This window comes from Plantibacter auratus (assembly GCF_050587365.1).
GTDB classification, from domain to species: domain Bacteria; phylum Actinomycetota; class Actinomycetes; order Actinomycetales; family Microbacteriaceae; genus Plantibacter; species Plantibacter auratus.
The window spans coordinates 289,197-311,416 of sequence record NZ_JBOBFV010000001.1 but is presented as its reverse complement, the minus strand read 5'-3'; the positions used below and the strand labels follow the sequence as shown (position 1 = coordinate 311,416).

Annotated in this window: 21 protein-coding genes and 1 pseudogene; 19 read left to right on the top strand and 3 right to left on the bottom strand. The window is 69.3% G+C overall.

All coding sequences use genetic code 11. The features are described from left to right. Nucleotides 1–43: 43 nt before the first annotated feature. Nucleotides 44–2,299, top strand: coding sequence for a RelA/SpoT family protein (locus tag ACQ3HE_RS01450; RefSeq protein ID WP_079705918.1), 2,256 nt, complete (start codon nt 44–46; stop codon nt 2,297–2,299). On the opposite strand, the gene ACQ3HE_RS01445 is transcribed toward ACQ3HE_RS01450, so the two are convergent. The 3 genes from ACQ3HE_RS01445 to ACQ3HE_RS01435 all read right to left on the bottom strand — a co-directional run bounded on the left by ACQ3HE_RS01445 (nt 2,286) and on the right by ACQ3HE_RS01435 (nt 5,227). Further along, on the bottom strand, nt 2,286–2,963 hold the full coding sequence (locus tag ACQ3HE_RS01445; protein WP_430890969.1) for a type IV toxin-antitoxin system AbiEi family antitoxin: 678 nt from the start codon (nt 2,961–2,963) through the stop codon (nt 2,286–2,288). The genes ACQ3HE_RS01450 and ACQ3HE_RS01445 overlap by 14 nt on opposite strands. Before the next feature lie 94 nt (nt 2,964–3,057). Next, nucleotides 3,058–4,287: a DUF349 domain-containing protein gene (locus tag ACQ3HE_RS01440; RefSeq protein WP_369808437.1), complete on the bottom strand. Its 1,230-nt coding sequence runs from the start codon at nt 4,285–4,287 to the stop codon at nt 3,058–3,060. Between the two features lie 133 nt (nt 4,288–4,420). Then, nucleotides 4,421–5,227, bottom strand: coding sequence for a peptidylprolyl isomerase (locus tag ACQ3HE_RS01435; RefSeq protein ID WP_430890967.1), 807 nt, complete (start codon nt 5,225–5,227; stop codon nt 4,421–4,423). Between the two features lie 184 nt (nt 5,228–5,411). On the opposite strand from ACQ3HE_RS01435, the gene ACQ3HE_RS01430 reads away from it, so the two are divergent. The 18 genes and pseudogenes from ACQ3HE_RS01430 to ACQ3HE_RS01345 all read left to right on the top strand — a co-directional run bounded on the left by ACQ3HE_RS01430 (nt 5,412) and on the right by ACQ3HE_RS01345 (nt 22,218). Beyond that, a complete protein-coding gene (locus tag ACQ3HE_RS01430; RefSeq protein ID WP_430890965.1) occupies nt 5,412–6,863 on the top strand; it encodes a replication-associated recombination protein A in 1,452 nt (483 codons plus the stop codon). 222 nt (nt 6,864–7,085) lie between these two features. Then, the gene (rpsD, locus tag ACQ3HE_RS01425; protein ID WP_064293825.1) at nt 7,086–7,715 is read left to right on the top strand and encodes a 30S ribosomal protein S4; all 630 of its coding nucleotides are present in this window, start codon (nt 7,086–7,088) and stop codon (nt 7,713–7,715) included. A 160-nt stretch (nt 7,716–7,875) separates the two neighbouring features. Beyond that, complete coding sequence (locus ACQ3HE_RS01420; protein ID WP_079002498.1) at nt 7,876–8,109, top strand: hypothetical protein; 234 nt, start codon at nt 7,876–7,878, stop codon at nt 8,107–8,109. A gap of 69 nt (nt 8,110–8,178) precedes the next feature. Continuing rightward, nucleotides 8,179–10,833, top strand: coding sequence for an alanine--tRNA ligase (alaS, locus tag ACQ3HE_RS01415; protein WP_430890963.1), 2,655 nt, complete (start codon nt 8,179–8,181; stop codon nt 10,831–10,833). A 1-nt stretch (nt 10,834) separates the two neighbouring features. Beyond that, complete coding sequence (gene ruvX / locus ACQ3HE_RS01410) at nt 10,835–11,305, top strand: Holliday junction resolvase RuvX (RefSeq protein WP_079705923.1); 471 nt, start codon at nt 10,835–10,837, stop codon at nt 11,303–11,305. Nucleotides 11,306–11,318: 13 nt separating this feature from the next. Then, the gene (gene mltG, locus ACQ3HE_RS01405) at nt 11,319–12,869 is read left to right on the top strand and encodes an endolytic transglycosylase MltG (protein ID WP_430890961.1); all 1,551 of its coding nucleotides are present in this window, start codon (nt 11,319–11,321) and stop codon (nt 12,867–12,869) included. 16 nt (nt 12,870–12,885) lie between these two features. Next, nucleotides 12,886–13,785 (top strand): shikimate dehydrogenase, encoded by a 900-nt coding sequence (locus ACQ3HE_RS01400; protein WP_430890959.1) that lies wholly within the window; start codon nt 12,886–12,888, stop codon nt 13,783–13,785. A 94-nt stretch (nt 13,786–13,879) separates the two neighbouring features. Beyond that, nucleotides 13,880–15,094, top strand: a complete 1,215-nt coding sequence (gene aroC / locus ACQ3HE_RS01395; protein WP_064293830.1) for a chorismate synthase — start codon at nt 13,880–13,882, stop codon at nt 15,092–15,094. Further along, the gene (locus ACQ3HE_RS01390) at nt 15,087–15,605 is read left to right on the top strand and encodes a shikimate kinase (protein ID WP_430890957.1); all 519 of its coding nucleotides are present in this window, start codon (nt 15,087–15,089) and stop codon (nt 15,603–15,605) included. The genes aroC and ACQ3HE_RS01390 overlap by 8 nt, the downstream gene beginning before the upstream one ends. Further along, the gene (gene aroB, locus ACQ3HE_RS01385; protein ID WP_430890955.1) at nt 15,602–16,699 is read left to right on the top strand and encodes a 3-dehydroquinate synthase; all 1,098 of its coding nucleotides are present in this window, start codon (nt 15,602–15,604) and stop codon (nt 16,697–16,699) included. Before ACQ3HE_RS01390 ends, aroB begins: the two co-directional genes overlap by 4 nt. Before the next feature lie 52 nt (nt 16,700–16,751). Next, entirely contained in the window at nt 16,752–17,195 is a 444-nt protein-coding gene (locus ACQ3HE_RS01380) for a type II 3-dehydroquinate dehydratase (protein ID WP_430890953.1), read from the top strand. 116 nt (nt 17,196–17,311) lie between these two features. Next, nucleotides 17,312–17,875, top strand: a complete 564-nt coding sequence (efp, locus tag ACQ3HE_RS01375) for an elongation factor P (RefSeq protein ID WP_056005785.1) — start codon at nt 17,312–17,314, stop codon at nt 17,873–17,875. Continuing rightward, nucleotides 17,872–18,288, top strand: a complete 417-nt coding sequence (gene nusB / locus ACQ3HE_RS01370) for a transcription antitermination factor NusB (RefSeq protein WP_064293834.1) — start codon at nt 17,872–17,874, stop codon at nt 18,286–18,288. Before efp ends, nusB begins: the two co-directional genes overlap by 4 nt. 2 nt (nt 18,289–18,290) lie before the next feature. Further along, complete coding sequence (locus tag ACQ3HE_RS01365) at nt 18,291–18,701, top strand: VOC family protein (RefSeq protein ID WP_274500077.1); 411 nt, start codon at nt 18,291–18,293, stop codon at nt 18,699–18,701. A 68-nt stretch (nt 18,702–18,769) separates the two neighbouring features. Beyond that, nucleotides 18,770–19,315 (top strand): annotated as a pseudogene (gene pyrR, locus ACQ3HE_RS01360) (bifunctional pyr operon transcriptional regulator/uracil phosphoribosyltransferase PyrR); the annotation flags it as partial. Then, nucleotides 19,312–20,271, top strand: coding sequence for an aspartate carbamoyltransferase catalytic subunit (locus ACQ3HE_RS01355; protein WP_071260160.1), 960 nt, complete (start codon nt 19,312–19,314; stop codon nt 20,269–20,271). The pseudogene pyrR and the gene ACQ3HE_RS01355, both read left to right, overlap by 4 nt. Beyond that, nucleotides 20,264–21,631, top strand: a complete 1,368-nt coding sequence (locus ACQ3HE_RS01350) for a dihydroorotase (RefSeq protein ID WP_430890951.1) — start codon at nt 20,264–20,266, stop codon at nt 21,629–21,631. The genes ACQ3HE_RS01355 and ACQ3HE_RS01350 overlap by 8 nt, the downstream gene beginning before the upstream one ends. Beyond that, entirely contained in the window at nt 21,631–22,218 is a 588-nt protein-coding gene (locus tag ACQ3HE_RS01345) for a PH-like domain-containing protein (RefSeq protein ID WP_124769343.1), read from the top strand. The genes ACQ3HE_RS01350 and ACQ3HE_RS01345 overlap by 1 nt, the downstream gene beginning before the upstream one ends. Nucleotides 22,219–22,220: the final 2 nt, after the last annotated feature.

Sequence of the window (22,220 nt, the reverse complement as noted above, 5' to 3'; positions counted from 1 at the left end):
ACAGCGACCGACAACCGCGTGCACGAGCGCAGGGAGGCCTGAGATGGCGGACACCACGACATCCTCGACGGCCTCCCTGCGCCGTCTCGTCCCACGGATCTTCTCGAAGGCACAGCCGGCCGGCGCCGTCGACACCCTGATGCGGACGGTGCGGCAGCACCATCCAAAGGCCGACCTGGCGCTCATCGAACGTGCGTACACGGTCGCCGAGCGGGCCCACTCCGGGCAGAAGCGCCAGAGCGGCGAGCCGTACATCACGCACCCGGTCGCCGTCTCCCAGATCCTGGCCGACCTCGGCATCGGACCGAAGACGATCGTCGCCGCCCTCCTCCACGACACCGTCGAGGACACCGACTACTCGCTCGACCAACTCCACGCGGACTTCGGCGACGAGGTCGCCATGCTCGTCGACGGCGTCACGAAGCTCGACAAGGTCAAGTACGGCGACAGCGCCCAGGCCGAGACGGTCCGGAAGATGATCGTCGCGATGTCGAAGGACATCCGCGTCCTCATCATCAAACTCGCCGACCGGCTGCACAACGCCCGGACCTGGGGATTCGTCCCGGCCGAGAAGGCGGCGAAGAAGGCCACGGAGACCCTCGAGATCTACGCACCGCTCGCGCACCGCCTCGGGATCCAGGCGATCAAGTGGGAGCTCGAAGACCTGTCCTTCGCCGTGTTGTACCCGAAGCTCTACGCCGAGATCGAATCGCTCGTCAAACAGCGGACGCCGCAGCGCGAGGAGTACGTGCAGCACGTCATCGACGCGGTGAACGAGGATCTCAAGGCGCAGAAGATCCGCGGCAAGGTCGCCGGTCGTCCGAAGCAGTACTACTCGATCTACCAGAAGATGGTCGTCCGCGGCCGCGAGTTCGACGACATCTACGACCTTGTCGGCATCCGTGTCCTCGTCAACTCGCTCCGCGACTGCTACGCGGTCCTCGGGTCGATCCACGCGCGGTGGACCCCCGTCCCAGGGCGCTTCAAGGACTACATCGCCACGCCGAAGTTCAACCTGTACCAGTCTCTGCACACCACCGTCGTCGGACCGGGCGGGAAGCCCGTCGAGATCCAGATCCGTACGAACGAGATGCACCAGCGGGCCGAGTTCGGTGTCGCCGCGCACTGGAAGTACAAGGAGCGGATGAACAGCGGGAAGACCGCGTCCTCCGCCGAGCCCGACAGCTCGATGGCCTGGCTCGCCCACATCTCCGACTGGCAGGCGGAGACGGCGGACCCGGGGGAGTTCCTCGACTCGTTGCGGTTCGAGATCGGTGCGAAGGAGGTCTACGTCTTCACCCCGAAGGGGCGTGTCGTCGGCCTGCCCGCCGGCGCGACGCCGGTGGACTTCGCCTACGCCGTCCACACGGAGGTCGGCCACCGGACGATGGGCGCCCGGGTGAACGGGCGGCTCGTGCCGCTGGAGAGCTCGCTCAACACCGGCGACGTGGTGGAGGTCTTCACCTCGAAGAACCCCGACTCCGGTCCGAGCCAGGACTGGTTGAACTTCGTTAAGAGCCCTCGGGCGCGGAACAAGATCCGCCAGTGGTTCACGAAGGAGCGACGCGACGAGGCCATCGAGCAGGGCCGTGACGCGATCGCGCGGGCGATGCGCAAGCAGAACCTGCCGCTCCAGAAGCTCATGAACCAGGACTCGTTCGCCGAGGTCGCGGCGCAGCTGCGCTACGAGGACGTCACGGCGCTCTACGCGGCCGTCGGCGAGGGCCACGTCTCGACGCAGTCCGTGCTCGAGAAGGTGGTCGCGCTCCTGCAGAAGGACGCCGACAGCGAGCACGCCGAGTACACCGTCCCGGTGCGCGGGAGCCGCCGTGAGCGGCTGCAGAACAGCGACTCCGGGGTCCTCGTGCTCGGTGCTCCCGACATCCTGGTCAAGCTCGCGAAGTGCTGCACCCCGGTGCCGGGTGATGAGATCGTCGGGTTCGTCACGCGGGGCTCCGGCGTCTCCGTCCACCGTTCGGACTGCCACAACGTCCAGGGACTCCTGCAGGAACCCGAGCGCATGATCGATGTGGAGTGGGCGCCGTCGTCGAAGAGCGTGTTCCTCGTCCAGATCCAGGTCGAGGCACTCGATCGAGCTGGACTGTTGTCGGATGTGACGCGGGTGCTGTCCGAGTACCACGTCAACATCCTGTCGGCGACGGTGAACACCTCGAGCGACCGCCTGGCCATCAGCCGCTTCGTGTTCGAGATGGGCGACACCACCCACCTCGACCGGGTGCTGAACGCGGTCCGGCGGATCGACACCGTGTACGACGTCTACCGGGTCAACGGCGGCTGAGCGGGAGCGACCAGGACGCCAGTTCGCTCCGAGTCGGCTCGAGGCCGGGGAGCATCACCTCGGTGGCACTCGACACGACACGGACGATCCGTGTGCCGCCGAGGACCCGCGGGACGGAACGGACCCAGGCGACGACCTCCTCAGGGCTGGTGAGCCCGAGCAGGAAGTAGTTGCGGATCGTCGTCATGGCCTCCTCAGCTTCGGCGCCGGTGCGCCGTGCCAGATCCGCGACCGTGCGCGTGGGGGTCGTGACCCGCAGTGCGCCGCACCGCTCGCTGTCGTCCGCGCGGAGTGACACCTGACGCAGACGCAACCGGGACGAACGCGCGCTGCGCCGTTCCATCGACACGAACCCCGTGTGGATCCTCGGTGCGACGAGTGCCGCGCCGTGCAGCCACGCGGCACTCGTCTCAGCGATGACCGCGCCGGCCAGCCCGGGCAGCTGTTCGAGGACCGCCGCGCGCAGCCTGACGGTGTCGGGTTCGTCGACACTGCAGTAGCCGTCTTCGAAGGCGAAGAGCTCGCCGTCGAGCCGCGCGGCGGCGAGCTCGGCGACGGAGAGCTCAGGTGGCTGGAGGTAGGCGGGGAGGCGGGTCGTGGAGGCCGAGGGATCCGTCGCGCAGCCTGGCTCGATGGGGGAGGACGTCTGGAGTGCCGTGGACATACGACGATCCTCCTGCAGCCGTCCGGCAGCAGGAGGATCGTCGACGGATCTGTGGAGAACCGCGACCGTCACGCGGTTGGTGGAGCGGATCCGCCTAGCGGATCGCCCCGAGCCACGCCTTGCGTGCATCCAGCGCCTCGATGGCCGCGGTGAGCCGGTCGGCGTCACCGGATGCTCGTGCCGCCTCGACCTCGTCCTCGAGCTTGGCGATGGCGTCGGCGAGCTGACTCGCGAGCCCCTCGGTGCGCGCCTTCGTCTCGGGGTTGTTGCGCTTCCAGTGCTCGTCCTCGAGCTGCTTGACGTGGGTCTCGATCTTGCGCAGACGGTCTTCGACGACGCGGACCTGCTCGCGCGGGACCTTGCCGATCTCGTCCCACCGACGCTGGATGTCGGTGAGCGCCTTGCGCGCCGAGTCCCGGTTCGTGTCGGCCAGGATCGGCTCGGCATCCGCCAACACCGCGAGCTTCAAATCTAGGTTGCCCTGGAACTCCTCGTTGTCGCGCGCGTCGATCTCGGCCTTCGCGCCATAGATCGCGTCGCCCGCGGCCTTGAACTTCGCCCAGAGCGCGTCATCCTGGCGCTTCCCGGCACGCGGGGAGGCCTTCCACTCGTCGAGCAGGCTGCGGTAGGCGGGGATGCCCTCGGCGCCCTTGGCGATGAGGGCCTCGGCGCGCTCGACGAGCTTCTGCTTGATCGCGCGTGCTTCCTTGTGGACCGAGTCCAGCTCCGTGTAGAACGCACGGCGGTGCTGCTCGATCGTCGCGCGCGCCGTCCGGAACCGCTTCCAGAGGTCGTTGGCGTCGTTCTTCGCGAGACGCGGACCGTCGTGCTGCTGGCGCTGCCACTCGGCGAAGAGTTCGTCGAGTCGCGCCGAGGTCTGCTTCCACTGCACCCGTGCCGGATCCTGCTGCGCGAGCTGCTCGGCTTCCTCGACGATCGCGAGACGTGCACGTGCCGCTTCCTCGAGGGCTGCCTTGGTCTCCTGGCTCTGCGCCTCGGTCAGCTCGCTCACGGTGCCGTCGAGCGCCGCGAGGCGGGTCAGGAGCGCCTGGAGGTTGCCGACCGCGTTGGCGGACTCGACCTGCTTGGTGATCGACTTCACAGCCTTCGCGACGTCCGTCGCCGGTGCACCGCGCTTCGCGCGCTGCTCGAGGAGCGTCACCTGTCCGGCGAGGTCCGTGAACTTGCGCTCGAAGTACGCGAGCGCCTCCTCCTTGGAACCGTCGGGGTACTGTCCGACCGCTCGTTCACCGTCGGCCTCACGGACGTAGACGGTGCCGTCGTCGTCGACACGACCCCACGGTTCGATCTCTGGACTGGTCACGCGCATCACCCTTGCTGTGTGTTGACCGCCGTTCGTGGCGATCGTGATCGATCCACAAGCCTATTACCCCGAGTCCTGCTCGGGGCGACCGCTTGCGCCGGTCGGTTCCGTCTGGTGCAGGTTACTGCACGCGCTACTGGACCGTCACCGAGGTGATGGTGGCCGGGACCGTTGGAGCACCGTCACCGCTGCCGTCCGCGACGCCGCCGGACACGACGCCCGAGACGAGCTGGTCGAGACCACTCGTGATCTGGCCGAGCACGGTGTAGCCGCCGGCGGCGTCGGACGGGATGGTCGAGTCCTGGTACACGAGGAAGAACTGCGAACCGTTGCTGTAGCCGTTCCCGCCCTGGCGCGCCATGGCGATGGTGCCGGCCGGGTAGACGTCGTCCGTCGGTGCGTTCTCGACCGGGCCGTAGCTGTACCCGGGGCCGCCGGTGCCGGTGCCGTCGGGGTCGCCGCACTGCAGGACGTAGATGCCGCTCGTCGTGAGGCGGTGGCAGGTGACGCCGTCGTAGAAGCCGGACTGGGCGAGGGAGATGAAGGAGGAGACACCCTGCGGCGCGCAGGCGCCGTCGAGGGTGAGGTTCATGACGACGTCGTTGATCGTCATCTCACCACTCCAGTCGCGGTCCTCGGCGATCGTGCTCGCGGGGACCTCGCCGGTGTTCGCGCCGTCCGTGGCCCCGGTGACACCGCAGGCCCCTGCCTCGGCGGAAGCCGTGGGCGTCGCGACCGGGGCGCCCGGACCACCGGCGAAGAAGAACACCTGCGCAGCCGTGGCACCGGCCAGGATGACGACGAGCGCCGCAGCGGCGATCACGTTGTCGCGGACGCGGCGCTTGGAGCGGTGCTCGTGCACGGTGCGCCGGGCGTTGTAGGCGCGCAGTCGTGCGCGTGCTGCGCGTGCCTCTTTGTCCGGACCCTTGCTCGTTGCCACGTCGTTCCCTCCAGGTGCCGTCGGCCGAGCGGCGGCATCGCGCTGTCATCTGGCACCACGCCCGCGGCGGACTGCCCAGGAGAACCTTACGGGGAGCGCTCCGCGCGGACCAAACGGCGCACGACGGCGGCGACCCCGTTCTGCAGCGGGTCCGCGTGTCGCAGGCTGCGGCTAGCCTGGTGGAATGTTCAGTCGAGGACCCGGCATCGCCGGCGCACCGGTACCGCTCGCCGTGCGCATGCGGCCCCGCAGCCTCGAGGAGGTCGCCGGCCAGCAGCACCTGCTCCGCCCCGGCTCGCCGCTCGTCCGCCTGGCGAGCGACAACGAGGGGACGCAGGCGGCCGTGTCCGTCATCCTCTGGGGCCCACCGGGCACCGGGAAGACGACGCTGGCGCAGGCCATCGCGCACAGCTCCGGCCGCCGGTTCGTCGAGCTCTCGGCCGTGACGGCGGGCGTCAAGGACGTCCGGCAGGTCATGGAGGAGGCGATGTCGAGCCGCGACCTCTACGGCAGCTCGACCGTCCTCTTCCTCGACGAGATCCACCGGTTCACGAAGGCCCAACAGGACGCGCTGCTCCCCGGCGTGGAGAACGGCTGGGTCATCCTGGTCGCCGCGACGACCGAGAACCCGTCGTTCTCCGTCATCTCCCCGCTGCTGTCGCGTTCGCTGCTCCTCACACTCGAACAGCTGAGCGACGACGACCTCGGCATCCTCATCGACCGCGCCGTGACCGACCCGCGCGGCCTGGCCGGTCGCTTCACCGTGACGCCGGAGGCCCGCGCCGCGATCATCCAGTTGTCATCCGGCGATGCCCGACGAGCCCTGACGGCGTTGGAGGCGGCCGCGATCGCAGCCGACTCCGATCTCGGCGCTCCGGTCGACCCCGACGAGCTCGATCTCGACGATGCGGGACTCCTCGACGTCGGCGAAGAGGATGATGACGACGAAGATGACGGGGCGGACGCCGACTCAGACCCCGCGACGCGGGCGCCCCGCGGTCCCGTCATCACCGATGAGCTCGTCTCGCAGGCGGTCGACCGCGCCCTGCTCCGATACGACCGCAACGGCGACGAGCACTACGACGTCATCAGCGCGTTCATCAAGAGCATCCGCGGATCCGACGTCGACGCCGCGCTGCACTACCTCGCTCGGATGATCGAGGCGGGGGAGGACCCGCGCTTCATCGCCCGCCGCATCATCATCTCCGCGGCCGAGGACATCGGCATCGCCGACCCGCAGGCGCTGCCCATCGCCGTGGCGGCCGCCGACGCCGTCCAGTTCATCGGCATGCCCGAGGGTCGTATCCCGCTGGCCGAGGCCGTGGTGTACCTGGCCACCGCCGCCAAATCGAACGCGGCCTACGTCGCCATCGACCAGGCCATCGCCGACGTCAGGGCTGGAGCCTTCGGACGTGTGCCGAAGCCGATGCGCGACGCCCACTACGCGGGCGCCAAGCGCCTCGGACACGGCAAGGGCTACCGCTACCCGCACGACCACCCGATCGGCGTCGTCGCCCAGCAGTACCTGCCCGACGAGCTCCGCGACGTCCGGTACTACCAGCCCACCGACCACGGCCACGAACGCGACATCTCGGCACGGTTGGACAAACTCCGGAAGATCGTCCGGGGCGAGTGAACGTCGGGTCGCGGCGGCCCGGCGACCGGGGCACGTCGTGCTAGTATTGATCCGCCTAGAACCGGTGTGACTGCGCGGCTGCTCGATCACCGTGTTCGACGGGCGTGTTCTGTAGCCGAACAGCCCCGGCGGACCCCTCTGACTTTGTCCGGTGTGATTCCGGATCACCGACGCGTCTTCGCGCCGGTCATTCATCGTTTGAGACTTCATCGAAAGGAAACCGTGTCTACCAAGTCACGTACCCGCAGCAAGACCCGCCTCTCGCGGGCACTCGGCATCGCCCTCACCCCGAAGGCCGCCAAGTACCTCGAGAAGCGTCCCTACGCTCCCGGTGAGCACGGCCGCACCAAGCGCAAGGCCGACAGCGACTACGCCGTCCGTCTGCGCGAGAAGCAGCGTCTGCGCGCCCAGTACGGCATCCGCGAGGCTCAGCTCAAGATCGCCTTCCAGGAGGCACGTCGTACCCAGGGCCTGACGGGTGAGAACCTCGTCGAGATCCTCGAGACCCGTCTCGACGCGCTCGTCCTCCGTGCCGGCTTCGCCCGCACCACGGCTCAGGCTCGCCAGATGGTCGTGCACCGCCACATCATGGTCGACGGCCAGCTCGTCGACCGCCCGTCCTTCCGCGTGAAGCCGGGTCAGCTCATCCACGTCAAGCCGCGCTCCGAGGGCACCGAGCCCTTCCAGGTCGCCGCTGCCGGCGGTCACGTCGACGTCCTGCCGAAGGTGCCCGCGTACCTCTCGGTCGAGCTCGACAAGCTCCAGGCACGTCTCGAGCGTCGCCCGAAGCGCGCCGAGGTCCCCGTGACCTGTGAAGTGCAGCTCGTCGTCGAGTACTACGCAGCCCGCTAGGACTGCGGCCCGGCTCAGGGCACCACACGAAGAGGCATCGGCTCCGGCCGGTGCCTCTTCGTCGTTGTACGACGCCATCGGTCCACCGCGCTCGACTACGATGGATGCTTGGTACGCCCGGCGACGCCCGGGTGGTCGCACCGCAGATGAGGAGTTCCCCATGAAGAACGTGTTCTGGCTGATCGTCGGCATCGGCGCCGGCTTCGTCGTCGCCCACGAGATCAACAAGACACAGTCCGGCAAGCGGTTCTTCTCCGAGCTGGACTCACGCGTCAGGGAGTTCACCGACACCGTCGGCGACGCCTACAAGGAGCGCGAGGCGCAGCTGCGCGACACGGCGGAGTCCGTCGTCGCGCGCGTCGAGGACGCCGCAGAAGACCTCACCAAGCCGTAGCGGCACGCCCGGACGGGCATCGCCGCAGCGCACGAACATCGACACGCACACCCCTGACGTACGGACACCATGGACACCGCTGACATCCGCTCCCGCTGGCTCACCTTCTTCGGCGATCGGGGGCACACCGTCGTCCCCTCCGCCTCCCTCGTCAGCGACGACCCCTCGCTCCTCTTCACGGTCGCCGGCATGGTGCCGTTCGTGCCGTACCTCACCGGCGTCGTCCCTGCGCCGTTCGATCGCGCCACGAGCGTCCAGAAGTGCATCCGCACCAACGACATCGAAGAGGTGGGCAAGACGCCCCGGCACGGCACCTTCTTCCAGATGAACGGCAACTTCTCCTTCGGCGACTACTTCAAGGAGGGGGCGATCACCTACGCGTGGGAGCTCCTGACCGGCAGTGAGTCGAGCGGCGGCCTCGCCTTCGACGAGAAGGACCTCTGGGTCACCGTGTACAAGGACGACGACGAGGCGATCGACCTCTGGAAGCGCGTCGCAGGGCTCCCCGAGCACCGCATCCAGCGGCTCGACAAGGACACGAACTACTGGTCGACGGGTCAGCCCGGCCCGGCCGGCCCGTGCTCGGAGATCTTCTTCGACCGCGGTCCCGCGTACGGAGCCGACGGCGGCCCGGCGACCGACGACGACCGGTACGTCGAGATCTGGAACCTCGTCTTCATGCAGTACCTGATCGAGAACGTCCGCGGCAAGGTCGACTTCGACATCGTCGGCGAACTCCCGAAGAAGAACATCGACACCGGCATGGGGCTCGAGCGGGTCGCCTTCCTCAAGCAGGGCGTCGAGAACATGTACGAGATCGACCAGGTGCGCCCGGTCCTCGATCGCGCCGCCGAGTTGAGCGGCCGTCGCTACGGTGCCGACCACGACGACGACGTGCGGATGCGCGTCATCGCCGACCACGTGCGTTCCTCGCTCATGCTCATGAGCGACGGCATCACCCCGTCGAACGAGGGACGCGGGTACATCCTCCGCCGCCTGATGCGACGCACCGTCCGTGCGATGCGCCTCCTCGGTGTCGACACCGCGACGTTCCCCGAGCTGTTCTCCGCGTCGCGCGACGCCATGAAGGCCGCCTACCCCGAGGTCGAGACCGACTTCGGCAGGATCTCGCAGAGCGCCTACGCCGAGGAGGAGACCTTCCTCCGGACACTGGCCAGCGGCACGACCATCCTCGACCTCGCGCTCGAGCAGACGAAGGGCACGGGCCGTACGGCCCTCGCCGGCGACTCCGCGTTCCTCCTGCACGACACCTACGGGTTCCCGATCGACCTGACCCTCGAGATCGCGGAGGAAGCCGGCCTCTCCGTCGACCGCGACGCGTTCGACTCGCTCATGACCGCGCAGCGCCAGCGGGCGAAGGCCGACGCGAAGGCGAAGAAGAGCGTCCTCGCCGACCTCTCGGTCTACAGCGACATCCGCGCCAAGGGCGAGACCGTGTTCACCGGCTACACCGAGCTCGAGACCGAGAGCCGCATCCTCGGCATCATCGTGGGTGGTCACCCGGTGCAGCGCGCGGTCGCCGGTGACATCGCCGAGGTGATCCTGGCGGAGACCTCGCTGTACGCCGAGTCCGGCGGGCAGGAGGCCGACCAGGGCGTCATCGTCGGTCCCGGATACGAGCTCGAGGTGCTCGACGTCCAGAAGCCGGTCAAGGGACTCATCGCGCACAAGGTGCAGGTGAGCCAGGGCGAGGTGGGCGTTGATGCACCGGCGACGACCGTCGTCGACGCGAGCTACCGCCGCGGCGCACAGCAGGCGCACTCCGGTACGCACATCATCCACGCCGCCCTGCGACAGGTCCTGGGCGACAGCGCCCACCAGTCCGGTTCGTCGAACAAGGCCGGCTATCTCCGGCTCGACTTCACCTGGAATCAGCCGCTGTCACCGGCGACGAAGTCGGAGATCGAAGAGATCTCCAACAACGCCATCCGCGACAACCTACAGGTGAGCACCCGCGAGATGGCGCTCGACGACGCGAAGGCGCTCGGCGCCATGGCGCTGTTCGGCGAGAAGTACGGCGAGACCGTCCGCGTCGTCGACATCGGCGGACCGTGGTCGCGTGAGCTGTGTGCGGGCACCCACGTCAGCTCCAGCGCCGAGATCGGGTTGATCAACCTCGTCAGCGAGTCGTCCGTCGGCTCGACGAACCGTCGGGTGGAGTCGCTCGTCGGACTCGAGGCATTCCGCGACCTCGCCGCCGAGCGGGCGCTCGTCTCACAGCTCTCCGGCAGCCTCAAGACGCCGAAGGAGCAGCTGCCCGACCGCATCGCCGAACTCGTCGCGAACCTCAAGGCCGCTGAGAAGAAGATCGCCGCGTTCGAAGCTCGCGGGCTGAGCGAACGCCTCCCAGCACTGGCGCAGACCGCTCACCACGTCGGCCCGGTGTCGCTCGTCGCCGAGCACCTGGGCGAGCTCGGGTCACCGAACGACGTCAGGACGCTCGTCACGCAGCTCCGCGAGCAGCTCGGCGCGAGCCCGGCGGTCGTCGCCCTGGGCGCGGTCGTCGGCGGGAAGCCCGCGATCGTCGTCGCGACGAACCAGGGTGCCCGCGACGCCGGACTCAAGGCAGGCGTCCTCGTCCGGGTCGCTGCCGGTGTCCTCGGCGGCAACGGTGGCGGGAAGGACGATCTCGCACAGGGTGGCGGCGTCGACGCCACCGCGCTCGGCGACGCCCTCGCGGCGATCGCACGCGAGATCGCCTGACGTGACGGACGAGTTCCGCCGCGGAGTCCGACTCGGGATCGATGTCGGGAAGGCCAGGGTCGGGGTCGCGAGAAGCGATCCCGACGGCCTGTTGGCCACGCCGGTGGAGACGGTCCCAAGGGACCTCGGGGGCGATGCCGACATCCGGGCGATCGCGGTCATCGCCGAAGAACTCGGCGCGGTGGAGCTCGTCGTCGGTCTCCCGATCGCCCTGTCGGGGAAGGACACGGCGTCCACGCAGGACGCCCGGGAGTTCGCGGCCCGGCTCAGATCGATCACCGGTGTCCCGGCCCGTCTCGTCGACGAGCGCCTGACGACGGTGACCGCCCACAGCGCCTTGCGCTCCGCTGGGAAACGACAGAAGCAGACCCGCTCGATTGTCGATCAGGTGGCGGCCGTCATACTCTTGCAGTACGCCCTCGACGCCGAACGCGGTTCGGGGCGACCCCCCGGAAGCCCCGTCGACCCGTGAACAGGACGTGCCTGTGTCGAATCTGACACCTCAGAACAACCCAGCAGACGATCCGCTCGCCGACCTCTTCACGTCCGAACGGAACGCCGCGGGGGAGCAGCCGGTGCCACTGTCCCGACGCGAGGCACGTCAGCAGCGTGAGGCCGCGGAAGCCGCCTCGACGCCGTCCGAGCCCGTCGAGGAAGACGCCGCGAGCGACACGGCCGAACCGGCCCCGACCGCTGCGTCGTCGGCCGACTTCACGACGGCGTCGTCTGGCGACTCCAGTGTCAGCGAGCCTGCCGCGAGCGACACACCCCTGAGCGGGCCGACCTCACGTGCGCCCGAGTCGGACGACACCGATTCCTCAGCGTCCCGGGCCAGGACCACGACCATCCCAGCGTTCGAGGACCTGCTCGCCGAGGACGACACGGCGAACGACAGTGGGCCGCAGCCGATCCATCGGGGGCGCCGTCGTGCGCTGGCCGGCGGGGAACCGCCGAAGCGCCGACGTGGCCGACGCGGACTCATCGCACTCATCGTGTCGATCGTCGTCGTCGGGGGTCTCGTCGCGTGCGCCGCGGTCGTGTGGACGAGTTACGAGCCGCAGATCCGCAAGGTCCTCGGCTGGGAGGAACCGAACGACTACGAGGGTGCCGGCAGCGGCGAGGCCGTCGTCATGGTCAACGAGGGCGACATCGGCGAGGACATCGCGACGAGCCTGCACGACGCGGGGGTCACGAAGTCGTTCGACGCCTTCTACGACCTCCTCCTCGCCCAGCCCACCCAGCCGGAGTTCTTCCCGGGCGCCTACAAGCTGAAGCTCAAGATGAGCGCCGAATCCGCCCTTGCCGCCCTGACCGATGAGGCGAACCGCATGGAGGACACCTTCGTCATCCCCGAGGGCACCGCTGAGCAGGACGCCCTGCCGTCGATCGCGGAGGGCACCGGCATCCCGCTGGAGGAACTCCAGGCGGCGGCCGCCGACGTCGCGTCCTTCGGCCTCCCCGCCGAGGCGACCTCGCTCGAGGGGTTCCTCTTCCCGGCGACCTACAGCCTCCCCGACGGCGGCGATGCGCACGCGGTCCTCCAGACCCTCGTGAACCGGTCGTTCCAGGCGCTCGACGACGCCGGGGTGAAGCCCGAGGACCGTTGGAAGACCATCGTCCTGGCCTCGCTCATCCAGAAGGAGGCCGGCCTCCGCGACGACTACTACAAGGTGTCGCGGGTCTTCCTCAACCGGCTGGACCCGGCCCAGTGGGAGAGCGGTCTGCTGCAGTCCGACGCCACGGTCGCGTACGGGACGGGCAACACCCACCGGGTGTCGACCACGGACGCCGAGCGCGCCGACGCCTCGAACCCGTACAACACCTACGTCCACCCGGGCATGGTCGTGCGACCGATCTCGAACCCGGGCGACCTCGCGATCGACGCCGCGCTGCACCCGGCCGACGGACCCTGGCTCTACTTCGTCACCTGGAACCTCGACTCCGGCGAGACGATCTTCTCCACCACCCAGGAGGAGCACGAGGCCGCGGTCGACAAGTGGCTGTCCTGGATGGACGAGCACCCCGAGTACCAGTAGCGGGAGCGTGGCGCACATGAGTGGAACAGGGGCGGGTCACGGCGAGGACGGGCAGCCGCGGCTCGCCGTGCTCGGCGCACCCATCGCCCACTCCAAGTCCCCGGCACTGCACGAGGCCGCCTACCGGGTGCTCGGGCTCGACTGGGACTACGGTCGCCACGAACTCGAGGCGGCCGGCCTCTCGGCCTTCCTCGACGACCTCGGTTCTGACTGGCGGGGGCTCTCGCTGACCATGCCCCTGAAGCATCGCGCGCTCGAGCTGGCCGACGTGGCCGACCGCGCCGCAACCGAGACCGGGGCGGTCAACACGCTGCGTCTCCGCCGAGCCGAGGACGGATCCCGTCGGATCGAGGGGTTCAACACCGACGTCGGCGGCATCGTCCGCGCGATCGGGGCGGCCGGCGTCGACGCGATCGCCTCCGCTGTCGTCCTGGGCGGGGGAGCGACGGCGTCCTCGGCGATCATGGCCGCGGCGGACCTCGGTGCCGAGCACGTCCACGTGGCGCTCCGACGACCGGCCCAGGCGCGACCACTCGAGGACCTCGCCGGCCGGCTGGGGCTGCGGTTCGCCTCAGGGCCGCTCGACGGTGAGACGCCTGACGCACCACTCGTGATCAGCACCCTTCCCGGCGGCGCCCTCACCGAACCGGGTCCGGTCCTGTCCCATGCTCCAGGCGCGCTCCTCCTCGACGTCGCGTACGACCCGTGGCCGAGCGTGCTCGCGGAGGCGTGGTCGCAGGCCGGCGGGTCGGTCCTCAGCGGACTGTCGATGCTCGTGCACCAGGCGTTGCTCCAGGTCCGGATCTTCGTCCTCGGCGATCCGCTCCTGCCGCTCGAGGACGAGACGACGGTGCTCAGGGCGATGCTCGACACGGTCCACCTCGATCACACCGGGGCACCGGTCGCCTCGCACTGACCGCTCCGGACGCATCCGTCGCCCACTTGCACACCCGCCGGGCCGTCGACCGAAGGCGCACGGTCGCGTCCCGGCTCTATGGAAGGATAGGACCATGCTTCGTTGGCTCACTGCCGGAGAGTCTCACGGCCCGGAACTCATCGCCGTCCTCGAGGGACTCCCGTCCGGCGTCCCCATCTCCATGGACGGCGTCCGCGCCGACCTCGCCCGACGGAAGCTCGGCTACGGCCGAGGATCCCGCATGAAGTTCGAGGAGGACGAGCTCAACCTGTCCGGCGGCGTCCGCCACGGCTTCTCCATGGGCAGCCCGATCGCGATCCGCATCGGTAACACCGAGTGGCCGAAGTGGGCCGAGGTCATGAGCCCCGAGCCGACCGAGATCTCCGACAAGTCGCGTGGCCGCAGCGCTGCGCTCACCCGTCCGCGTCCCGGTCACGCCGACCTGACGGGCATGCAGAAGTACGGCTTCGACGAGGCGCGTCCCGTGCTCGAACGCGCCAGCGCACGCGAGACCGCAGCGCGCGTCGCCCTCGGTGCCGTCGCGCGCTCCTTCCTCGGCGAGCTGGGCATCACCCTCGTCAGCCACACGCTGTCGATCGGCCCGGTGCGCGTTCCCGAAGACAGCCCACTGCCGGTCCCGGCCGACGTCGACGCGCTCGACGCCGATCCGCTGCGCTGCTTCGACAAGGCGACCTCGGAGCGCATGGTCGCCGAGGTCGACGCGGCGAAGAAGGACGGCGACACCCTCGGCGGCATCGTCGAGGTCCTGGCCTACGGACTCCCGCCGGGGCTCGGCTCCTACGTCCACTGGGACCGCCGACTCGATGCACGGCTCGCAGCAGCGCTCATGGGCATCCAGGCCATCAAGGGTGTGGAGGTCGGCGACGGCTTCCTCACGACGACGCGTCGCGGTTCCGCGGCCCACGACGAGCTCGTCCAGGAGAGCGACGGCATCGCCCGACAGAGCGATCGCGCCGGCGGCACCGAGGGTGGCATGACCACCGGTACCGTCCTCCGCGTCCGCGCCGGCATGAAGCCGATCGCGACCGTCCCGCACTCGCTCCGCACCGTCGACGTCGCGACGAGCGAGGCAGCCACCGCGCACCACCAGCGATCCGACGTCTGCGCGGTCCCGGCCTCCGGTGTCGTGGCCGAGGCGATGGTGGCCCTGGTCCTCGCCGAAGCGGTGCTCGAGAAGTTCGGTGGCGACTCCGTCCCCGAGACGAAGCGCAACCTCGACGGATACCTGGCAGCGATCCCGTCGAACCTGCGCACGCGAGGCGACCACGCCTCCAGCGCCGATGCCTGAGCAGGCCGCCGACCTCCGACTCCCCGTCGTCCTCATCGGACCGATGGGGTCGGGGAAGAGCCGGGTCGGCAAGCAGTTGGCGAAGCGCCTGGGCCTGCCGTTCGTCGACACCGACAGCGTCGTGTCCGGCGAGCACGGCGCGATCGCGCGCATCTTCGAGCAACACGGCGAGGCGCACTTCCGCGCCCTGGAGCGGGCGGCGGTCGCCGCCGCGCTCGAGCAGCCGGCGATCGTGTCGCTCGGCGGGGGCGCGGTCCTCGACGAGGACACGCAGCGTGAGCTCGCCGACGCACGCGTCGTGCTGCTGACGGTCACCGAGGAGGCCGTGCTGGCACGGGCCAACCTCGACAAGCGTCCACTGCTCCGCGACGACCCCGGCGCGTGGTCGCGCATCGCCGCCGCCCGGCGTCCCGTGTACGAACGACTCGCGGATGTCACCTTCGACACCTCGCACCGACCCATCTCAGGCATCGTCGACGAGCTCGTCGCCTGGGTGAAGGAGCCTGCATGAGCACCGAACCGACCACCCCGACCGAGCGGACCGTCATCGAGGTGACGGGATCCTCCCCGTACCCCATCACGATCGGGAGAGGGCTGGAGGACGTGCTCGTCGACGCCCTCGGGACCGGCGTGCAGCGGGTCCTCATCGTCCACCCGGCGACGCTGGGCGAGAAGGCGGCCAAGCTGCGCGAGACCCTGAGCGACCGGTACCAGGTACTGCTCGCCGAGGTGCCGGACGCCGAGGCCGGGAAACGGGTCGAGGTCGCCGCGTTCTGCTGGGGAGTCCTCGGGCAGGCCGACTTCACGCGCTCCGACGCGGTCATCGGGTTCGGCGGTGGCTCGGTCACCGACCTCGCCGGCTTCGTCGCCGCCACCTGGCTGCGCGGCGTCCGGCTCGTGCAGGTCCCCACGACGGTCCTCGGCATGGTCGACGCGGCTGTGGGCGGTAAGACGGGCATCAACACCGCGGAAGGCAAGAACCTCGTCGGCGCCTTCTACGCCCCGGCCGCCGTCGTCTGCGATCTCGACACGCTCGACACCCTCCCGAAGAACGAGATCCTCGCCGGGTTCGCGGAGGTGGCCAAGGCCGGGTTCATCCGCTACCCGGAGATCCTCGACCTCATCGAGGCCGATGTCGACGCCGCGACCGACCCCGACACGCCCGCCTTCCGCCGCTGCATCGAGCTCGCGATCCGGATGAAGGCCGACGTCGTCAGCGAGGACTTCACCGAGCAGGGCCTCCGCGAGATCCTCAACTACGGGCACACGCTGGGGCACGCCATCGAGCACGCCGAGCGGTACCAGTGGCGACACGGTGCCGCGGTGGCGATCGGCATGATGTACGTCGCCGAGCTGTCCCGCCTCGCCGGCCGGCTGTCGGACGAGGTCGTCGACCGCCACCGTCGTGTCCTGGAGCTCCTCAGCCTGCCGATCGCCTATCCAGTGGGCCGCTGGAACACCCTGCTCGCGACGATGCAGCGCGACAAGAAGACGCGTGGTTCGATGTTGCGGTTCATCGTGCTCGACGACCTCGCCAAGCCGACGGTCCTCCAGGGGCCCGAGACCTCGCTGCTCTTCGCCGCCTACCAGGAGATCGGCTCCTGACCGACGCCGGTGCGCTCCGCGAGCGCTCGTCCCGAACGGATACCCTCGACTCATGACCACCGTGCTCGTCCTCAACGGACCGAACCTCGGACGCCTCGGCAGCCGTGAACCCGACGTCTACGGCTCGGCCGACCTCGAAGCGCTGCGCACCGTACTCGAGGCCGACGCGGGCGACGGAACGCGGATCGACCTGCGTCAGACGGACGACGAGGGCGAGCTGATCGGCTGGCTCCACGAGGCCGTCGACTCCGGGACGTCCGTGATCCTGAACCCCGCGGCGTTCACCCACTACAGCTACGGGCTCCGTGACGCGGCGGCCATGGTCACGAAGGCTGGCCTCCTGCTCGTCGAGGTGCACCTCTCGAATCCGCACGCCCGCGAGGCCTTCCGTCACACGAGCGTGATCTCCGGTGTCGCGACCGGCGTGATCGCCGGTTTCGGCTTCGACTCGTACCGCCTCGCCCTCGACCTCGTGGTGCGCCGCAGCGCCGAGTGACATGCGCGGCGCCCTGATCCACCACGGGCGCGTTGGTCACGGGTCCTCGCAGCGGTTACACTCGTTCGTTGGGTCGTATCCGGCCGCACACTTTCCACGAACGGACATTCTCGCGCATGGCTTCTACCGCTGACATCAAGAACGGCATCGTCCTGAACATCGACGGGCAGCTCTGGACGGTGATCGAGTTCCAGCACGTCAAGCCGGGCAAGGGTGGCGCGTTCGTCCGCACCAAGATGAAGAACATCATGACCGGCAAGGTCGTCGACAAGACGTACAACGCCGGCACGAAGATCGACGTCGAGAACGTCGACCGCCGCGACTTCACCTACCTGTACGCGGACGGCGACTCCTTCGTCTTCATGGACAAGAGCGACTACGACCAGATCACCATCCCCGCCGTCGTCGTCGGCGACACCAAGAACTTCCTCCTCGAGAACCAGGACGTCACGGTCGCGCTCAACAACGGCAACCCGCTGTACGTCGAGCTCCCCGCGTCGGTCATCCTCGAGGTCACCTACACGGAACCAGGGCTCCAGGGCGACCGCTCGACCGGTGGCACGAAGCCGGCGACCGTCGAGACCGGCTACGAGATCCAGGTCCCGCTCTTCCTCGAGACCGGCACCAAGGTCAAGGTCGACACCCGCACCGGTGACTACCTCGGTCGCGTCAACGAGTGAGCGCTCGTACCAAGGCGCGCAAGCGCGCCCTCGATCTGCTGTACCAGGCCGACGTCCGTCAGCAGACCCTCGCTGAAGTCCTGTCCGCAGAAGCGTCTCGCGCTGTCAGCGAGCCCGACCGCCAGGCTTCGTGGTTGTACGCGCGAGAGATCGTCGACGGCGTCGGTGACCACGCCGAGGAGATCGACGAACAGATCGAGACGTACGCGCAGGGCTGGACGCTCGCGCGGATGCCCACGGTCGACCGGGCCATCCTCCGGATCGCGATCTGGGAGATCCTGTTCAACGACGAGGTGCCGCACGGCGTCGCCATCGACGAAGCGGTCGAGGCGGCCAAGACGCTGTCGACCGACGACTCCGCCGGCTTCATCAACGGCCTGCTCGGCAAGATCTCGCAGATCAACCCGCGGTGACGATGAGCGACGAGACCGGTCCGGCCCTGCCGCTGAAGCGCGTGCACCACATCGCGATCATCGCCAGCGACTACGAAGCCTCCAAGCGCTTCTACACCTCGGTGCTCGGCTGCGAGCTGATCACCGAGGTGTACCGAGCCGAGCGCGACTCCTGGATGGGCGACCTCGCCCTGAACGGTGAGTACCTCATCGAGTTGTTCTCCTTCCCGGACCCGCCGGCACGCGCATCCGGACCCGAAGCACTCGGACTGCGGCACCTCGCCTTCGCCGTCGACGACGTCGACGCCGGCCACGCCCGTCTGGTGGAGCTGGGTGTCCGCGTCGAAGACGTCCGGATCGACCCGCACACCTCGCGCAAGATGCTGTTCTTCTTCGATCCCGACGGCCTCCCGTTGGAGCTCTACGAGGCCTGATCCGACTGCTAGGCTCGGGTGTTGACCAAGACAACCTTTAAGACCGTCCAGAGAGGCGGAGAAGGGAGTCGGCGATGAGCGCACGTACCGTGCTGCACGAAGCTGACATCGCGCGGGCGTTGACTCGGATCTCCCACGAGATCCTCGAGTCCAACCGCGGAGCAGACGACCTCGTGATCCTGGGCATCCCGACGCGCGGGGTCATCCTCGCGAAGCGGATCGCCGCCACGATCTCCTCGATCTCGGGCGCGACGATCGTCTCGGGTGCACTCGACGTCACGATGTACCGCGACGACCTGGCGAAGCACCCTACCCGTGCACCGCAACCCACGACGCTGCCGCCGCAGGGGATCGACGGGCGCACGGTCGTCCTCGTCGACGACGTCCTGTACTCGGGACGCACGATCCGTGCTGCCCTCGACGCCCTGACCGACCTGGGCCGCCCGCGCGTCGTGCGGCTCGCTGCTCTCGTCGACCGCGGGCACCGCGAGCTCCCCATCCGACCCGACTTCGTGGGGAAGAACCTGCCCTCCTCGCAGGCGGAGCGCATCTTCGTCCGGCTCACGGAGTTCGACGGCGACGACTCGGTGACGATCGAGGGGAGCGGCGAATGAGGCACCTGCTGTCGACGAAGACCCTCACCCGCGACGAGGCGATCGAGATCCTCGACGTCGCGGAGGACATGGCCGAGACGCAGTTCCGTGAGGTCCGCAAGCTCCCGACCCTCCGCGGGAAGACGGTCGTCAACCTCTTCTTCGAGGACTCGACCCGCACGCGCATCTCGTTCGAGGCTGCCGCAAAACGGCTGTCCGCAGACGTCATCACCTTCAGCGCGAAGGGGTCGAGCGTCTCGAAGGGTGAAAGCCTGAAGGACACCGCGCAGACCCTCGCCGCGATGCATGCCGACGCCGTCGTGATCCGACACTCCGCGTCCGGAGCGCCGCAGACCCTCGCCGACAGCGGGTGGATCGACGCCGGCATCCTGAATGCGGGGGACGGGACGCACGAGCACCCGACCCAGGCCCTCCTGGACGCGTTCACCATGCGCAAGCGCCTCCACGGCGAGCGTTCCCGCGGTCGCGCGCTCGACGGGGTGGCGGTGACGATCGTCGGCGACATCCTGCATTCCCGGGTCGCCCGCTCGAACGTCTGGCTGCTCGACACGCTCGGCGCCGAGGTCACCCTCGTCGCCCCGCCGACGCTGCTCCCGGTGGACCTCGGCCCCTGGCCGGCAACCGTCCGCTACGACCTGGATGATGCGATCGCCCAGCGTCCCGACGTGCTGATGATGCTCCGGATCCAGTCCGAACGCATGCATGCCGCCTTTTTCCCGAACAGCCGGGAGTATTCCAGGCGCTGGGGGCTCGATGACGAGCGGCTCGCCCGCCTCGATCCGGCTAGCATTGTCATGCACCCCGGGCCGATGAACCGCGGTCTGGAGATCTCGTCCGGGGCAGCCGACTCACCCCGGTCGACCGTCCTCGAACAGGTCGCCAACGGGGTGTCGGTCCGGATGGCCGCGTTGTACCTGCTGCTGTCCGGCGATCGAGAGGAATCCACCCGTGTCTGAGCCCACTTCGAACCACGACGTCACCCTGATCACCGGAGCGACGCTCGCCGACGGGACACGCACCGACCTCCTCCTGCGCGACGGACGGATCGCGGAACGCGGCTCCGGGCTGAGCGCCGTCGGCGCGACCGTCATCGACGCGGACGGCCTCCTCGCGCTGCCCGGGCTCGTCGACCTCCACACGCATCTCCGGGAACCCGGGTTCGAGCAGAGCGAGACGGTGCTCACCGGCACGCGTGCCGCAGCCGCCGGCGGCTTCACCGCGGTGTTCGCGATGGCCAACACCTCGCCGGTGGCCGACACGGCCGGGGTCGTCGAGCAGGAGCAGTCGCTCGGTGAGCGCGCCGGCTACGCCACGGTGCAGCCGATCGGTGCCGTGACGGTCGGACTCGCCGGGGAACGACTCGCCGAACTCGGCGCCATGGCCTCCTCACGCGCCAAGGTCCGGGTCTTCTCGGACGACGGCCTCTGCGTGTCGGACCCGCTGCTCATGCGTCGCGCGCTGGAGTACGTGAAGGCCTTCGACGGCGTGATCGCCCAGCACGCGCAGGAGCCCCGACTCACCGTCGGTGCGCAGATGAACGAGGGCGCCCTCTCCGGCGAGCTCGGTCTCACCGGATGGCCGGCTGTAGCTGAGGAGTCGATCATCGCCCGCGACGTGCTCCTCGCCGAGCACGTGGGTTCCCGCCTCCACATCTGCCACGTCTCGACGGCCGGTTCCGTCGACGTCATCCGCTGGGCGAAGGCCCGGGGCATCCCCGTCACGGCCGAGGTCACGCCGCACCACCTGCTGCTCACGGAGGAGCTGGTGGCGAGCTACGACGCCCGGTACAAGGTGAACCCTCCGCTGCGACGGGCGGAGGACGTCCAGGCGCTGCGCGAGGCCCTCGCGGACGGCACGATCGACATCGTCGCGACGGACCACGCACCGCACCCGGTCGAGGCCAAGGACTGCGAGTGGGACGCCGCCGCGAACGGCATGGTGGGCCTCGAGTCCGCCCTCTCCGTCGTGCACGCGTCGATGGTCGCGACCGGGCTCCTGGACTGGAACGACGTCGCCCGGGTGCTCTCGGCGACGCCGGCGAGTATCGGACGGATCACCGGGCAGGGGGCTTCGATCGAGGCCGGCGCTCCGGCGGAGGTCGTGCTCTACGACACCGCCGCCACCCGTCCGTTCGGCACGGCAGACCTGGCCGGCAAGGGCGTGAACTCGCCCTACCTCGGCCTGGAGCTGCCCGGCCGCGTCGTCGCCACCTTCCACCGGGGCTACGCGACCGTCCTGGACGGCGCCGTGCTCCCGACGGAGCAGGTCGCGGCCGCAGCACGCCGTGCCGCGCGATCCGCGGAGGTCGAGCACTGATGGACGGGCGGATCCTCGCGGCCGTCCTCGTCGCCCTCGTCCTCCTCGGCATCCTCGCCCTCATGGCCTTCGCCTGGCGACGCCGCGTCGCGCGCGACGCCCAGGTCGGTCCCCTCGCGGAGCTCCCCGACCCGCGGCCGGTCCCGTCACTGACGGTCGAGGTCCTCTACGTCGCGACGTCGAAGCACGACCAGCCGCTCGAACGGCTGGCATTGCAGGGACTGCGCTACCGATCCCGGGTCACGCTCGAACTCGGAGCCGCCGGAGTCGTCGTCGACGTCCCGGGAGAGCGGCCGACGTTCATCCCGGCGACGAGCATCGTCGGCGTCGACCAGACCAACCTCACGATCGACCGGGTCGTCGAGCCGGGCGGGCTCATCCGCCTGAGCTGGCGCCCAGTCCCGACGGTGATCGCGGACAGCACCTTCCGCGTCCTCGAGCAGGCGGACCGCGCCCGCATCATCGACACCGTCACGAGCCTCATCCCCGCCGCGGACGCCGGACTCCGGCCGACCGGCACCCCAGACACCGTCGCCGACATCACCTCGGCCGACGACTCCACCCCACCGCCTCACGAGAGGGCTTGACC

What these genes read in the sequence shown, in the direction of transcription:
- ACQ3HE_RS01450 (WP_079705918.1), top strand. Translation starts at nt 44, where the DNA reads ATGGCGGACACCACGACATCCTCGACGGCCTCCCTGCGCCGTCTCGTC.
- ACQ3HE_RS01445 (WP_430890969.1), bottom strand. Translation starts at nt 2,963, where the DNA reads ATGTCCACGGCACTCCAGACGTCCTCCCCCATCGAGCCAGGCTGCGCG.
- ACQ3HE_RS01430 (WP_430890965.1), top strand. Translation starts at nt 5,412, where the DNA reads ATGTTCAGTCGAGGACCCGGCATCGCCGGCGCACCGGTACCGCTCGCC.
- ACQ3HE_RS01420 (WP_079002498.1), top strand. Translation starts at nt 7,876, where the DNA reads ATGAAGAACGTGTTCTGGCTGATCGTCGGCATCGGCGCCGGCTTCGTC.
- alaS (WP_430890963.1), top strand. Translation starts at nt 8,179, where the DNA reads ATGGACACCGCTGACATCCGCTCCCGCTGGCTCACCTTCTTCGGCGAT.
- ACQ3HE_RS01400 (WP_430890959.1), top strand. Translation starts at nt 12,886, where the DNA reads ATGAGTGGAACAGGGGCGGGTCACGGCGAGGACGGGCAGCCGCGGCTC.
- aroC (WP_064293830.1), top strand. Translation starts at nt 13,880, where the DNA reads ATGCTTCGTTGGCTCACTGCCGGAGAGTCTCACGGCCCGGAACTCATC.
- ACQ3HE_RS01390 (WP_430890957.1), top strand. Translation starts at nt 15,087, where the DNA reads ATGCCTGAGCAGGCCGCCGACCTCCGACTCCCCGTCGTCCTCATCGGA.
- aroB (WP_430890955.1), top strand. Translation starts at nt 15,602, where the DNA reads ATGAGCACCGAACCGACCACCCCGACCGAGCGGACCGTCATCGAGGTG.
- ACQ3HE_RS01380 (WP_430890953.1), top strand. Translation starts at nt 16,752, where the DNA reads ATGACCACCGTGCTCGTCCTCAACGGACCGAACCTCGGACGCCTCGGC.
- efp (WP_056005785.1), top strand. Translation starts at nt 17,312, where the DNA reads ATGGCTTCTACCGCTGACATCAAGAACGGCATCGTCCTGAACATCGAC.
- ACQ3HE_RS01365 (WP_274500077.1), top strand. Translation starts at nt 18,291, where the DNA reads ATGAGCGACGAGACCGGTCCGGCCCTGCCGCTGAAGCGCGTGCACCAC.
- ACQ3HE_RS01355 (WP_071260160.1), top strand. Translation starts at nt 19,312, where the DNA reads ATGAGGCACCTGCTGTCGACGAAGACCCTCACCCGCGACGAGGCGATC.
- ACQ3HE_RS01345 (WP_124769343.1), top strand. Translation starts at nt 21,631, where the DNA reads ATGGACGGGCGGATCCTCGCGGCCGTCCTCGTCGCCCTCGTCCTCCTC.